Origin of the sequence: Streptomyces huasconensis (genome assembly GCF_021028635.1) — a bacterium.
GTDB lineage: Bacteria > Actinomycetota > Actinomycetes > Streptomycetales > Streptomycetaceae > Streptomyces > Streptomyces huasconensis.
On record NZ_CP086119.1, the window covers coordinates 3,571,084 to 3,583,855 of the forward strand.

Sequence of the window (12,772 nt, forward strand, 5' to 3'; positions counted from 1 at the left end):
CGATCTGGAACTTCTCCATCAGAGGCCCAACTTTCCGCGGTATGCGTCGTATCCGTGCTGCTGAATGAATGAATTAACGTCGTAGCCGTCGCCCAAATCGATGGGCTTGCCGTTGGGCAGGCGCTCGCACATCTTGTGCGTGAACTGGCGGCCGGCCGTGTCCCCGTCCCCGATGACGAAGACGGTCTCGAAGCCCCAGAACGCGGGGGCGAAGTGATCCCGCCAGGAGGAGACGCCCGGCAGACCTACGGCCGGCACCCCGGCCGCCTCAGAGGCCATGGCGTCCAGCTCCCCTTCGCACAGAGCCACGTACGGCAGGTGCGTCAGCAGCGCGACGGTGTTGAACAGGAGCGGGCTGTGGCCGGGGAGGCTCAGGTACTTCGCGCCCCCGAGGGAGTCTTCGAACTCGTCCAGGTTCGCCGCGCCCGCAGTGAGGACGCTGTCGATGCGCCGGAACCGGAGCGTGGCAACGGCGTACTGGCCACCGGCCGGTCGGAGGTACGGGATCGCGAGGTGGTTCCGGTACCGCTCATGGCCCACCACCGGCTCCGAAACGAAGCCGAGTCCCAGCTTCCCCGCCAGCTCGCCCAAACCGCGGTCGACGATCAACTCCTCGGCGGGGCTTCCCTCGTACTGGCCGCTGTACTGCTTGGCTGCCGCTATCAAATCGGCCCTCTGCGAAGCGCTGAGCTTCGACAAACCGAAGTCCTTCCTCCCGCTGGATTACGTCGATGGAGTCGAGGGAGAGGTCGCAGGCGAAGCAGTTCACCCGGTCCTTCTCGAAGTTGATGGAGGCCGAGGGCCTGTCTTCCGCATGAAAGGGGCAGAGGCACTTGACCCAGCCGGGCCGCCTCGCCGGGGCGGACCACTCGGGGTGGTAGTGGCGCAGGACGGCGACGATCGAGGGCTTAGCCGCAGGCTCGGCCATGACCGCCCTCCGAGTTACCGCGATCAACCTTCCGGACATGAACAGGGAAGTCGTAGCGGCGGTACGCGCTCTCCATGTACCGGCGGTTCCCGAGCCATTCCCGGTAGCTGGAGAGGGCCTGGGTCGTCTTGCTGTCGCTCATGAGTCCTTGCCTTGGTAGAAACGCAGCCCCAAGTAACGCTGCGCTGGGGGGTCTTCGAGGTAGTTGGCGGCGGCCCGGAGGACTTCCGGGCGGTCCCTGGCTGCCGTCAGCAGCCGTCCGTTGCACATCCGGCACAGAAGGCCGCGGACCAGGTTCGTCTTGTGGCAGTGGTCGACGGACAGGCGCTGCTTGCGCGTCCCGCCGCAGATGGCGCACTTCCCGCCCTGGTGCCGGAACAACTCGTCGTACTCGCCCGGACCGAGTCCGTACGTCGCCTGGACCCTCGCCGAGTGGCTGGCCTTGCTCCGGGCCTTCTTGCGGCAGGAGGCGCACACACGTCCACGCGAAGAGGTGAAGAACTTCTCCGCCCGGTTCCGTTCGCACTTCGCGCAGGTGCGAAATCCCTTCCTGGGCCGACTCATCCCGTGGCCTTGACCGCCTTGCGGGCGCGGGCGTCCTCCACCAGGTCGTCCAGCGTCCGAGCCAGGGCCGAGACCTCGGCCGCGTCGACCAGCTCGACCCACCGCTTGCCCTGCCGAGTCGGGTGGACCGTGACGACCTGACCCTTGACGCCGCGCAGATCGCGGACCAGCCGACGGAACGAGATGGTGTGGCCGGGGATGAACTCGATGACGGCCATGGTCGGCTGGTCGAGCTTCTTGAGGGCCTTGGCGTTCAGTTCCGGGAATCGGTCGGTCAGTGCGCTGGTGACCTCGGTGGAGTAGTTGTAACCGGGGCGGTTGATGTCGGAGGTCATTTCTGCTGGCCCTTCTACTTCTAGTTTACCTGACCGCATTACCGCGATCAACTTTTTGGGTGTGACTTAGAACTCGATGTCGGTTTCGATGTCGGTCAGCCGCATGTTGGACGTGTTGAAGTCGAGCGAGGCGAACGTCTCGCCGCTGCTGTCCTCGAAGCCCGAGCGGTTCTTCACCGGACTCACGTGCAGCGTCCTGCCGTCCATGCCGTCGATCTCCTTGTGGATGGTGAGGATCAGCGACGGCACGCGGGAAATCTTGCCTTTGAGGCCGGACTGCGGGATGGGCTTGAGGCCGTCCGAGTAGTCGCCGATGACGTGATGCATCGCCATGACGTGGGCGTGCGTCTCGCGCGCCATCTCATTGAGGTAGTCGCAGAGCCCTTCCAGGCCGAACGTGTACTCGTCCGCGGTGCCGCTGCCGCCGGCGTCCACGTTGGTGATGTTGTCGATCACCACCAAGTGGGGGTAGATGCCGAACACCGCCTCGTAGGTGTTGAGGTGCAGTTCAAGCTCTGCCGGGCTCGGTCGCGCCGAGTAGTTGAACCTCTGCCACCAACGGCTCGCGAGGACGGTCTCGTACTCGCCGAAGTCGTCGGCGTGCAGCTTGGACTTGACCCGCTTCGCGTCGTGCCCCGTCAGGATCGCCGTGGCCCTGCTGAGCTGCGTGGCGGCCGTGGAGTCGGCCGAAAAGTAGAGGGTCGGCACGTTGGACTGGATGGCGAGATTGATGGCGAGGATCGACTTGCCGGTGCCGCCGGCCGCCGCAACGACGGACAACTCGCCCCGGCGGAACTCGGCCTCCAGCTTGGTCAGCCCCTTGAAGGGCGAGGGAAGCGGCTCGCCGGCCGCACCCTTCATCCTCACGCTCTGACTCAGTGAGTACATTTACCGCGATCAACTTTCCGGTCCAAGAAAATGCCCGCCGAGTGCGGGCCCCTCTCACATTTTCAACTGTACGCGACTGCCTTACCGCAATCAACTTATTGCCTAAAGGAACAGGCATGGCTTACGTCACAAAATCGGCAGCCGAAGCCTGGGCTCGGCGGGAAGTCGCCACGCTTCACGCCTGCGTCCATCGTGGCGAACCGCTCCGCCACCTCTTCCTCCTGGACGCCGTCGAGCTTCAGCGGGCGGGACAGTCGGCCGTCCTTGGCCAGGTACCAGTCCGCCTTGTTGACCTCCACCCCGTAGAGCTTGCGCACCGCGATCCCGTACGTGTGGAGCTGGAACCGGCTCTTGGTAGACCCCGTCTTCCAGTCCCTCGGCCGCACCTCGCCGTCGCCGTCGTCCACGAGCTGGTCGATGTAGCCGCGCACCTGCACGCCGCCCAGCTCGACGAGGAAGTACAGCTCCAGGCCCGGAGTGCCGTCCGGGGTCTTCCACGTCGTGGTGGGGTTCTCCTTGGCCCAGGTGGTGACGTAGTGCTGCACCTGCTGCTGCCCGAGCCGGTAGCGCCTCTCGATATCCTCCCCGCCCTTGTACCCGGCGGCCAGCCACAGGTCGGTGTCCGGCTCGATTGCCAGGGCCTTGTTGATCAGGGCGCTGTACCGGTCGGAGAAGAGCTGCACGGCCTCGTCCTCGCCCATGGTCCGATCCGACAGCTCGAAGGCTTCGGCGACAGCGTGGAAGGCAGTGCCGTGGTGACTCCAGGCCGCCGGCCGCGGCACCACGCGCTCCACCCTCTGGAGGTAGTACTGCCACGCGCACTTGTCGAGGTACTGCTCGGTCTGGCTCACGCTGCGGGGTTGGGTCTCGATGCTCATCAGAAAGCCTCCGGGTGGACGGTGAAGAGCTGGATGGACGTGCTGTCCGGGAAGTAGGGGTGGCCGTTCTCCACGCGCTCCCAGTCGATGACTTTCAAAGGCCATCGGGGAAGGCCCTCGGCGTCGAATGTCGCATTGACCGACATTGCGCATTCAGGGGTTACGAGGTCGGTGAGAACGAGATCGTAGTAGTGGCCGGTGGGGATGGTCAGTTTGGAGATGTGGGCACCCGCGGTCATCAGCAGTTCCTTGGCGGGCCGGGTGAAGTTGCTCGTCAGGACTTCCGCTGCCAGTTCCCTCCGGTCCCGCTTGCGGGTACCAGGGAAAGCCGGGGCAGGGAGGTTCGAAATCACAGATTCTTCCCATCGCGTCGTACCTGTCATACCTGCGGCGTATGCGCGGTCATACTTGGGAAGGACCCCAGGCGTTACCGCAATCAACGGCCTGTATCTCATTAGTACCAACGTTCGAGAGCAAAAGCAAACCCCCCGGTAACTACCGGAGGGCTCCAGAGGCGGGACCTGGGTCCGTGGCTGACGGGACCTTCGCCCCAGGTCAGCCGCTATTGATCATCAGCGGCACCACCAGTGGAGCCCTCGGACTCCGGCTTCGCGATCTTGAGAGTGTTCGCCCTCTGGAAGTCGGCCGGCGGCAGCTCGACCCCCTTGGGGTACCGGGCGACGATGTCGCCGTCAGCAGACTGCCGCGGTCTGAAGATCCAGCCGTCGCGCTGCTCGCGGTCGTACACGAGCACGACGTGCTCGCGCTCCATGCGCTCGACGAGGCGCTTGATCACGCGCTCCTGGTGCTCGGACAGCGTGTCCCCCAGGTTCTTGCGCAGCAGGTACTTGAGGGCCTGGAAGTTGCGGTTGTCGTACGGGACGCGGTTCTCCTTCTGAGGCGCCATGCCCCAGGTTGCCTTGACCTGCTCCATGACGCGGGTCGCCACCGGCTTCTTCCGCAGCCCCATGTTGACCAGGCGCTTGTTGACCGCCTGGGGCGTCACGTCGTACTGGTCCGCGATCTCCTGGTCTGACTGACCGAGCTGGAACAGCTTGCGGAGGACGCCGTCCGTGGGCAGCTTCGCCATGGTTGTACTACTCCCTGTGTGATCTTTCAGACTTCGTCGCGGGTGGCGATCTTACTACCCGAGGATGACCGCAATCAACTCGCATCCTCTCTCGGTATGAGGTCGTACTACCCGAGGCGGATGATGACTACGTGGGGATGACAGCTACCGCGATCCACCGCGATTATTCCTGTGATCCACGTCTCATTTTATCAGGGGGCCGTTATTCGGCCACCCGATAACGCCTACATACTTAGTGAGACCGAGCAAAGCGAGGTCGAACGAAAGTCTTCTATCTAACGAATCTGAGTAATACCTAAGAGGCATCAGACCCGTAGGGGTCTGAACAAAGATCCCTCTCTGTTGATCTCCTGGATCTGAGTCTGATCTCTCCAGTGGAGATCCAGAGAGCACACAGGCCCCGGCTGCCAGACAAGTAACCGGCCGGGGCCTGCCCCATTCAGTTCGGCATGGCTGATCACCATGCCGGGTGAAGGCGAGGTCGCCCCTCGCTGGAGTCGCGGTGTGTGGCGTGCACTCCGCCTCGCAAGGGCGGAAGAGCGGGTTCGAATCCCGCCGACTCACCGAGTCACGGAGGGAGGCCGCGATGCCCCGAGCCAAGTCGATCTGCATGTCTGTGGGCTGCACCTCTGTGACTGTTCGCTCCGGTCGCTGTGAGGAACATGCCCCTCCCAAGAGGGGCTGGAAGACCTCCCCCAGGAACCAGAACCGCCCCGGTGACTTCCACAAGCGCCGGGCCCTGGTCCTGGCCCGCGACCGCTTCACCTGCCAGCGCTGCGGCTCGAAGTCCGAGCTGGAGGTCGATCACCTGATCCCGGTGTCCAAGGGTGGCACCTGGGACCTGTCGAACCTGTGGGTCCTCTGTCGCGGCTGCCACCGCCGCAAGACCTACTTCGAGGACCGGGCATGACGGAGGCCCCCGCGCTAATCGGGGGCCTCTCGGCGGTCCGGTGGTACTGCGGCACCGGACCTCGCCCGACCACTCCATACCGGGCCGGGCTGCTGCCGAGCCTATCCGGCGCCCTCTGCGCCCATCCAATAGTTCATTCATTCATCCCCTCGGAGGTTCCCCGTGTCTGACTGCGACGGCCTGTGCGACGACTGCACATGTGCCTTCCCACCGGCCAAGGCCGGCCGCCGGCCGAGCAAGGCCGCGGAGAAGAGGTCGTGGCAGCAGGACGCGCTCTTCGAGCTGTCGGAGTTGGGCGAGCTGTACGGCATCAACGCGGAGGCCCTGCGGGGGGTGCGCTGATGCCCGCGCGACGAGGGCCGGCCCCGAGGCCGAACGCCGTCCGCCGCAACACCGACCACGCCCTCGGCGAGCACTCCCTGTCTCTCCCCTCCGGTGAGGGCCGGGCCCTGCCGAAGGCGCTCGGAGTGACGACCGGAGGGGCGAAGCGCTTCTGGCGGACCTGGGCGTCCGCGCCGCAAACGGAGCACTGGCTTGAGACCGACTGGGCCGAGCTGGAGCTGACCACCCGACTCGTGGACGCCTTCTACCAGGGGGACGTGAAGCTGGCTGGCGAGATCCGCCAGCGAGTCGGCAAATGGGGCGCCACGACCGAGGACAGGGCGCGGCTGCGCATGAACTTCGACCAGCAGGCCCGAGAGGAAGCGGCCAAGGCCGCTCAAGAGGCCAGCACATCAAGCATGGACGAGGAGCTTTTCAGGATGCTCTCGGAATCGTAGGAAGGCGGTGAGGGATGCCACTCACGGGAAACATGCCGCCCGGCGTCCCGCACCCCTCGCGGAGCCTCGGTTACGGAATCATCCGCTGGGCCCAGCGCTACATTGTTCAGCCTGACGGCGAGGACGCCGGCCAGCCGTGGAGATTTAGCCCCGAGCAATTGCGCTTCGTCCTCTGGATGTACGCCATCGACGAGAACGGGAGGTGGTTGTACCGGTCCGCAGCGCTCCGACGCGCTAAGGGCTGGGGTTTAAGGCAAGACACCACTTCTCGCAGCGCTCTGCATCGTCGAATTCATCGGCCCCGCACGGTTCTCTCACTTCGACGAGAACGGAATGCCAGTCGGCAAGCGGGTACCCCTCCCCCTCGTTCAGATCGCCGCAACCTCCCTCGACCAGACTGCCAATACCCGCGACATGATCCGCGGCATGTTGGCAGAGTCTCCCGCCGAGAAGCAATACAAGCTCGACATCGGCAAGGGCATCATCCAGTTCAAGGACGGCAAGCCTGGCCGCATTGAACCGGTTACCTCCTCCAGCCGCGGCCTGGAGGGGGCGAGGCCAACCTTTGCCCGGCCCCGGCAGGAACGTTCCTGTCGGGGCCGGGCTATGCCCACTTCGTAGTTTGCGACGAGGTCCATCACTGGATCGAAAGCAACCAGGGTGTGTACGTCTGGGAAACCCTGGACCGCAACGTCCAGAAGACGGCCGGCGCCGGTTCCCGACTGATCGAGACCACCAACGCGTTCAACCCCAACGAGAACTCGATCGCCCAGCGGACCTATGAGGCCGCGATGGAGTACGGGGCGAAGGGCCTCCTCTACGACTGCCGGGAGGCAGTCCGGGACGTTGACCTCAAGGACGAGGACGCCGTACGGGAAGCGGTGATCGACGCCTACGGCGACTCCCACTGGGTCGACGTGGACGGCATCGTCGCCGCGATCATGGACCCCCGTACGGCGCCAGCAATCGCGTACCGCTTCTATCTGAACAACATCCAGGAGAATGCGGACGGTTGGCTGGTCAAGGCGGAATGGGACGCCTGCCTCGACGAGGACGACCCCATTCTCCCCGGCGACCAGATAGCCATCGGATTCGATGGAAGCCTCCGAGGAGACTCCACAGGGTTGGTCGGCGCTCGCTTGCGGGACGGAAAGCTCTTCGTCCTTGGCCTGTGGGAAAACCCCCGTGATCCGAAACAGCCTGACTGGGAAGTCGATGTTCTCGCCGTGGAGGCCGCGGTCAAGCGAGCCTTCGAGACATACCGCGTCGAGTGGATGTATTGCGATCCGCCGTACTGGCAGGAAGCCATCGGCCGGTGGGCCATCACTTATGGCGACGACTACGTCTACGAGTACTGGACGAACAAGCCCATGCGGATGTGCGAGGCGACAGAACGCCTCCATTCCGCCGTCGCGGTCGGCGACGTAAAGCACGACGGCAATCCGGACCTTACCCGGCACATGCTCAACGCCGTCACGAGAGAAGTCCCGCAGGGACTCCTCATCTGTAAGGACTCCCCGAGGTCGAAACGAAAGATCGACCTTGCCGTTTGCGCGATCCTCGCTTTCGAGGCCCGCGCCGATGCGATTGCAGACGGACGAATGCAGATCAAGCGAAGGCGTGTAGTTGGGTTCTGAGTAAGGCCCCGCGCAGAAAGGGGCCTGAATGCCTGCTGCCAAGTTGCAGAAGACTCCCGGCGACAACATAGGTTCGCCGCCCGCGAGTCCCGCCGAGTGGATGGATTACCTGAAGGGCAAGCTCGCCGTACAGCAGGGCAAGATCCGCCGCTACGGCGAGTACTACGACGGGCGGCATCAGAAGATGCTCTTCGCCCAGTCCAAGTACCGCTCGGAGTTCGCCGACGTATTCGACCGCTGGAGCGACAACTTCTGCGGCCTGGTGATCGACAGCGTCAACGAGAGGCTGGCGATCGAGGGCTTCCGCATGACGGACGAGCCCCAGGCCGACCAGGAAGCCCGCCGTATCTGGCAGAAGAACTTCCTCGACGCTGAGTCCGCCTCCGGCCACCTGGACGCGATGGCGCAGGGCTCGGCCTACGTCGTCGTCTGGGCCGACGAGGACGGTGACCCGGTCATCACGGTTGAGTCCGCCGAGACGGTCGTCGTGCAGTTCAAGCCCGGCAGCCGCCGGGAGGTGGAGGCCGCGGCGAAGTTCTTCGTCGACGACTGGGGCCGCGAGCACTGCACGCTCTGGCTCGAAGACGTGGTCTGTACGGGCGGCCCGTCCCTGTCCGGGTACAAGATCGACAAGACCGAGAAGAACCCCCTCAAGGTCGTCCCGGTCGTCCCGCTCCAGAACCGCACCCGGCTCATCGGCGAGCCGATGTCCGACCTGGCGCCGATCATCCCCCTCCAGGACGCGATCAACAAGGTCACCGCAGACGCCCTCGTGGCGTCCGAGTACGCGGCCTGGCCGCAGCGGTACGTCACCGGCCTGGAGATCCAGGAGGACGAGCGGGGCCGGCCGATCGAGCCGTTCCGCGTCGCCGTGGACAAGCTCCTCCAGGCCGAGGACCCCGCCGCGAGCTTCGGCCAGTTCGAGGCCGCTGACTTGAGCAACTACGTGCACTTGGTGGACATGCTGACCATGCACCTCGCCAGCGTCGCGAGGGTGCCGTTCCATTACCTGCTGAAGGGCGGCCAGGTGCCGTCCGGTGACTCCATCACTTCCGCGGAGGCCGGCCTGATCGCGAAGACGCGGGAGCGGATGCTGCACTTCGGTGAGGCGTGGGAGAAGGTGCTGAGGTTGTCGTTCCTCGTCCTCAAGGACAAGGAGCGGGCCGAGGCGTTCGAGGCCGAAGTCATGTGGCGCGACCCGGAGAACAGGACCGAGGCGCAGCACGTTGATTCCCTACTCAAGCTCCAGCAGCTCAGCGTTCCGAAGCAGCAGCTCTGGCTCGACGCGGGTTATACCCCGCAGCAGATCGAGAGGTTCCAGGACCTGTTGGAGGAAGAGGCCAAGACCGAAATGGAGATGGCCGACAAGTACATGACGCGCGCCGACAAGGCCGCGTTGACTCAGCCCGGCCAGGAAGCCAAGCCTGGTGGGGGCGACAAGAGCGCCCGCAAGGCGGCCGGTAAGGCGCCGCAGGGCAACAGCGGTAACGTCGCCCGCGAGAAGGCCGGCGTGTAATTCCGCATCACCTTACTGACGGTCCCCGAAACGGGGGCCTTTTGTTTCCCCTATCCGAAATGGATGTTGCACATGACTGAGACTCCGAACGAGACGCCCGCAGCCGATTCCACCCCCGACGTTGCAGCCCTTCAGGCCGAGGTCGAGAAGTGGAAGGCGATGTCCCGCAAGAACGAGGACCGGTTCAAGACCGTGTCCCAGGAGCTTGATGGCTACCGTCAGTCGACGCTCACCGAGCAGGAGAAGGCCCTTGAGGCCGCCCGCGCGGAGGCCCGCAAGGCAGTGGCCGGCGAGTTCGGTACCCGCCTCGCGGAAGCAGAGCTTCGCGCCCAGGCCGCCAAGGTCGGCGTCGAGCTGCCGTCGCTGGAGTACCTGAACGTGGGCTCGTTCGTCACCGAGGACGGCACTGTCAACGGTGAAGCCGTCGCTGGTTTCGTCTCGTCGCTTCCGAAGCCGGTTGATAAGCCCGAGTTCGCTCAGGGTCTTGGTCTCGGCCGCCAGGGTGGTTCCGGCGTCCCGCAGCTCACCCGCGAGGACATGGCCCGGATGACCCCTGCACAGATCGTCGCCGCGAAGAAGGAGGGCAAGTTCGACGCCCTCCAGCGGGGCGAGGTCTGATCTCTCTTTTTTCCCTGCAATGTTGATTGCGGTAACGCTGCCGCCCCCGCCCCCGAAAAGAGCAAGTCCAACTCCCTCCGGAAGGCGAGGTCCGACCTCTCTTTTTTCGCACGAAAGTTGATCGCGGTAACGCGGTCGGCTTAAAGCCGCCTGCGGGCGGCTTTTTTGTTTGGAGCACCGCCTATGACTTCTGCGCCCGTTTTTTCCAACGGCTTCAATACGACCGCCGGTGATGGTTACCAGGCGAACAGTGGGAACGTTTTCGTTCCTGAGCTGTACACCGCCCAGCTCATCAACGACCTGGAGGAGAGCCTTGTCCTCGGCTCCTCGCTGATCTGCAACCGCAACTTCGAGGGCGAGTTCCGACGCGAGGGTGACGTGCTGCACGTGCCGCACTTCGTCGACACGGTCACCGACAAGGGCCCCGTCCCCGCGTACGGCGAGATCGCCGGCCAGGCCGACCACGCGTCGCTGGAGTACATGGACGTACGAGTCCGGAAGGGCTCCTCGTTCCACATCGAGGTGGACAACGTCCACCAGTGGCAGACCAAGGACGGTGTGAACCTCTTCGAGAACCTGGTCACCCAGCGCGCTCGGAAGACCGCCATCGCCATCGACTCCCTCATTGCCAAGACCATCGCCTTCGGCATCGACGGTCGGGACTACAACGGCGTCGTCGCCGGCCAGACGCCCGCGGCGAACACCCTGCACGGCAAGATCAAGAAGTTCGAGGGTGCCACCGAGAACGGCGCCGAGGACCGTCTGACCGACAAGGTCTACGACATCCTCGTGGACATGATCCAGGAGCTGGACATCAACCAGGCTCCGGAGTCCCGCTACCTGATCATCTCGCCCAAGGTGAAGGCCGCGCTGCTGCGCGACCCGGAGTTCAAGGACCAGTCCCACTGGGGCGGCGGCGCGGTCATGCCGTCCGGCCAGATCGGGCAGATCCTCGGCATCCCGGTGTTCTCCACCACCACGCTCGGCAACCACAACCGCAGCACGGCCAAGTTCACCAAGAACGCGCACACCGACGCCTCCGGGATCGACATGATCCTCGGCTCGACGAACGCCGTCTCCCTCCTCATCCCCCACGCCGAGATGAAGCAGTACGAGCCGGAGGCGAAGTTCACGCAGGCGGTGAAGTCCAGGGTCTTCTACGACGCCAAGGTCATCCGCCCCGAACAGCTCGTGGTCTTCTCCGCCAAGCCGAAGGCCGCGGCCTGATCCCATGCCCGTGACCGTGACTGACATCGAGGTCAGGCTCGGCAGGACATTCGAGGACGCGGAGAAGCCGAGGGTGGAGGCGTTCATCCAGGACGCCTCCGCCCTCATCGAGGACTACTGCGGCAGCGGATACCGCGAGGACGCACCCGGCATCCGAGCCGTGCTGTGCTCCGAGGTCATCCGCTGGCTCGCCGTACAGCCCGGCATCGTCAGCGAGCGTGTCGGGGACATCGAGGTCCAGTTCGGCTCGACCTCGTCCATCCAGCAGCTCTCCCCGGCCGCCCGCGCCTCCCTGAAGCGCTACCGGCGAAAGCTCGCGTCCATCTCCCTCTACAGGGGGCCGGATGAAGTTCTTCAGTGACCCTGTCGAGGTCCACGCCGCCCCCATAGCCGAAGGCGCGTACACCCGTCACCGGGACTGGGACAACGCCAAGAAGGTCTGGGCCGGCCTCGCCAACGTGCAACCGGACCGGTCCTTCGAGACCCGCAGCCCGGAACGGGAGACCGCGCAAGAACGGCTGCTCGTCTACCTGCCGTGGGGCACCCCCGTGGATGCCCCGGACCGAATTCTCTACAAGGGCCTCTGGTACGAGGTCGACGGCGAGCCGATGCGCTGGGACCACGGCTCGCTTCGTCACGTCCGAGCCCGAGCTTGGAGGGTCACGAACTGATGCCCGCATTCAAGCTCGTCATCCACCGAGGCTGGGAACGCCCGATCTTCCAGTCCGGCGAGATGCAGATGGCCGTGTCCCAGCACACGGCGGATGTCATGAAGCTGGCCATCGCGGGCGCTCCCCGCAGCAGCCCGGCGAAGCCCCACTTCAACGAGATCCAGAAGAACATCGGCATGGCCATCAACCGGGACCACACCGGCTGGTGGGGCAACGTCACCGTCGAGACCCACCCGCGGGTCAGGCACGCGATGCTCCAGGAGCGCGGCTGGACCGACCGCGCCGGCCGCCGTCACCCCGGTAGGCGCTACCTCAAGGAAGCCCTCCTGAGAGCGAGGGTCGAATGAGACGCGACCCCATCGCCTTCCTCGTCTTGCACCTGCGGGACCGGCTCAAGCTCCCGCCCGGCGCGGTGACCGGCGACCTGGTCGGACGCAACCCCGGAGACGTGACGGTGTACCTGGAGCACTCCGGCGGGTTCCGCCTCGTCCGCAACCGCGCGGACCGCGCCGATGTCGAGTACTCCGTCTACCACCCCGACCGCGAGAAGGCCGCCGGCCTTGCGTACGAGGTCCGCGAAGTCCTCCTCGAAGAGCTGCCCGGAGCCGACGTGAACGGCGTCCTGGTGCTCGACGTTGCCGAGATCGACTCCCCGAAGTACCTGCCGGACAGCACCTCGCGCGAGCACTGCTACGGCGGCGAGGTCGCCGTCTCCTACATCGAGGAGTGAG

At 65.0% G+C, this 12,772-nt stretch carries 19 protein-coding genes and 1 pseudogene; 12 read left to right on the forward strand and 8 right to left on the reverse strand.

The window, feature by feature from the left end; genetic code table 11:
- Positions 1 to 18: 18 nt before the first annotated feature.
- The 8 genes and pseudogenes from J2N69_RS16055 to J2N69_RS16085 form a co-directional block, all read right to left on the reverse strand.
- The gene (locus J2N69_RS16055; protein WP_230901389.1) at positions 19 to 699 is read right to left on the reverse strand and encodes a toprim domain-containing protein; all 681 of its coding nucleotides are present in this window, start codon (positions 697 to 699) and stop codon (positions 19 to 21) included.
- Positions 700 to 742: 43 nt separating this feature from the next.
- A pseudogene (locus J2N69_RS36665) lies at positions 743 to 967 on the reverse strand (CHC2 zinc finger domain-containing protein); the annotation flags it as partial.
- 99 nt (positions 968 to 1,066) lie between these two features.
- Positions 1,067 to 1,405, reverse strand: coding sequence for an endonuclease VII domain-containing protein (locus J2N69_RS16060; protein ID WP_230901390.1), 339 nt, complete (start codon positions 1,403 to 1,405; stop codon positions 1,067 to 1,069).
- A gap of 83 nt (positions 1,406 to 1,488) precedes the next feature.
- Positions 1,489 to 1,827: a hypothetical protein gene (locus J2N69_RS16065; RefSeq protein ID WP_230901391.1), complete on the reverse strand. Its 339-nt coding sequence runs from the start codon at positions 1,825 to 1,827 to the stop codon at positions 1,489 to 1,491.
- Positions 1,828 to 1,893: 66 nt separating this feature from the next.
- Positions 1,894 to 2,688 carry an AAA family ATPase gene (locus tag J2N69_RS16070; RefSeq protein ID WP_230904744.1) on the reverse strand — a complete coding sequence of 265 codons (795 nt, stop codon included), beginning with the start codon at positions 2,686 to 2,688 and terminating at the stop codon, positions 1,894 to 1,896.
- 122 nt (positions 2,689 to 2,810) lie between these two features.
- Positions 2,811 to 3,593, reverse strand: coding sequence for a PD-(D/E)XK nuclease family protein (locus J2N69_RS16075; RefSeq protein WP_230901392.1), 783 nt, complete (start codon positions 3,591 to 3,593; stop codon positions 2,811 to 2,813).
- Positions 3,593 to 3,946, reverse strand: coding sequence for a hypothetical protein (locus tag J2N69_RS16080; protein ID WP_230901393.1), 354 nt, complete (start codon positions 3,944 to 3,946; stop codon positions 3,593 to 3,595). Before J2N69_RS16080 ends, J2N69_RS16075 begins: the two co-directional genes overlap by 1 nt.
- Before the next feature lie 209 nt (positions 3,947 to 4,155).
- A complete protein-coding gene (locus J2N69_RS16085) occupies positions 4,156 to 4,683 on the reverse strand; it encodes a hypothetical protein (protein WP_230901394.1) in 528 nt (175 codons plus the stop codon).
- 586 nt (positions 4,684 to 5,269) lie between these two features.
- On the opposite strand from J2N69_RS16085, the gene J2N69_RS16090 reads away from it, so the two are divergent.
- From J2N69_RS16090 to J2N69_RS16145, 12 genes are all read left to right on the forward strand, one after another.
- Positions 5,270 to 5,593, forward strand: coding sequence for an HNH endonuclease (locus J2N69_RS16090; protein ID WP_230901395.1), 324 nt, complete (start codon positions 5,270 to 5,272; stop codon positions 5,591 to 5,593).
- A gap of 162 nt (positions 5,594 to 5,755) precedes the next feature.
- Complete coding sequence (locus J2N69_RS16095) at positions 5,756 to 5,935, forward strand: hypothetical protein (protein ID WP_230901396.1); 180 nt, start codon at positions 5,756 to 5,758, stop codon at positions 5,933 to 5,935.
- Positions 5,935 to 6,372 (forward strand): phage terminase small subunit, encoded by a 438-nt coding sequence (locus J2N69_RS16100; RefSeq protein WP_230901397.1) that lies wholly within the window; start codon positions 5,935 to 5,937, stop codon positions 6,370 to 6,372. The genes J2N69_RS16095 and J2N69_RS16100 overlap by 1 nt, the downstream gene beginning before the upstream one ends.
- A 333-nt stretch (positions 6,373 to 6,705) precedes the next feature.
- Positions 6,706 to 6,993, forward strand: a complete 288-nt coding sequence (locus tag J2N69_RS16105) for a hypothetical protein (protein WP_230901398.1) — start codon at positions 6,706 to 6,708, stop codon at positions 6,991 to 6,993.
- A gap of 41 nt (positions 6,994 to 7,034) precedes the next feature.
- The gene (locus tag J2N69_RS16110; RefSeq protein ID WP_230901399.1) at positions 7,035 to 8,009 is read left to right on the forward strand and encodes a terminase TerL endonuclease subunit; all 975 of its coding nucleotides are present in this window, start codon (positions 7,035 to 7,037) and stop codon (positions 8,007 to 8,009) included.
- 28 nt (positions 8,010 to 8,037) lie between these two features.
- On the forward strand, positions 8,038 to 9,525 hold the full coding sequence (locus J2N69_RS16115; protein ID WP_230901400.1) for a phage portal protein: 1,488 nt from the start codon (positions 8,038 to 8,040) through the stop codon (positions 9,523 to 9,525).
- Positions 9,526 to 9,597: 72 nt separating this feature from the next.
- Positions 9,598 to 10,143 (forward strand): hypothetical protein, encoded by a 546-nt coding sequence (locus J2N69_RS16120; RefSeq protein ID WP_230901401.1) that lies wholly within the window; start codon positions 9,598 to 9,600, stop codon positions 10,141 to 10,143.
- A gap of 183 nt (positions 10,144 to 10,326) precedes the next feature.
- A complete protein-coding gene (locus J2N69_RS16125; RefSeq protein WP_230901402.1) occupies positions 10,327 to 11,370 on the forward strand; it encodes a hypothetical protein in 1,044 nt (347 codons plus the stop codon).
- A 4-nt stretch (positions 11,371 to 11,374) separates the two neighbouring features.
- Positions 11,375 to 11,731, forward strand: a complete 357-nt coding sequence (locus J2N69_RS16130; RefSeq protein WP_230901403.1) for a hypothetical protein — start codon at positions 11,375 to 11,377, stop codon at positions 11,729 to 11,731.
- Complete coding sequence (locus tag J2N69_RS16135; RefSeq protein WP_230901404.1) at positions 11,715 to 12,041, forward strand: hypothetical protein; 327 nt, start codon at positions 11,715 to 11,717, stop codon at positions 12,039 to 12,041. Before J2N69_RS16130 ends, J2N69_RS16135 begins: the two co-directional genes overlap by 17 nt.
- Positions 12,041 to 12,388, forward strand: coding sequence for a hypothetical protein (locus J2N69_RS16140; protein ID WP_230901405.1), 348 nt, complete (start codon positions 12,041 to 12,043; stop codon positions 12,386 to 12,388). The genes J2N69_RS16135 and J2N69_RS16140 overlap by 1 nt, the downstream gene beginning before the upstream one ends.
- Positions 12,385 to 12,771 carry a hypothetical protein gene (locus J2N69_RS16145; protein ID WP_230901406.1) on the forward strand — a complete coding sequence of 129 codons (387 nt, stop codon included), beginning with the start codon at positions 12,385 to 12,387 and terminating at the stop codon, positions 12,769 to 12,771. The genes J2N69_RS16140 and J2N69_RS16145 overlap by 4 nt, the downstream gene beginning before the upstream one ends.
- Position 12,772 lies beyond the last annotated feature (1 nt).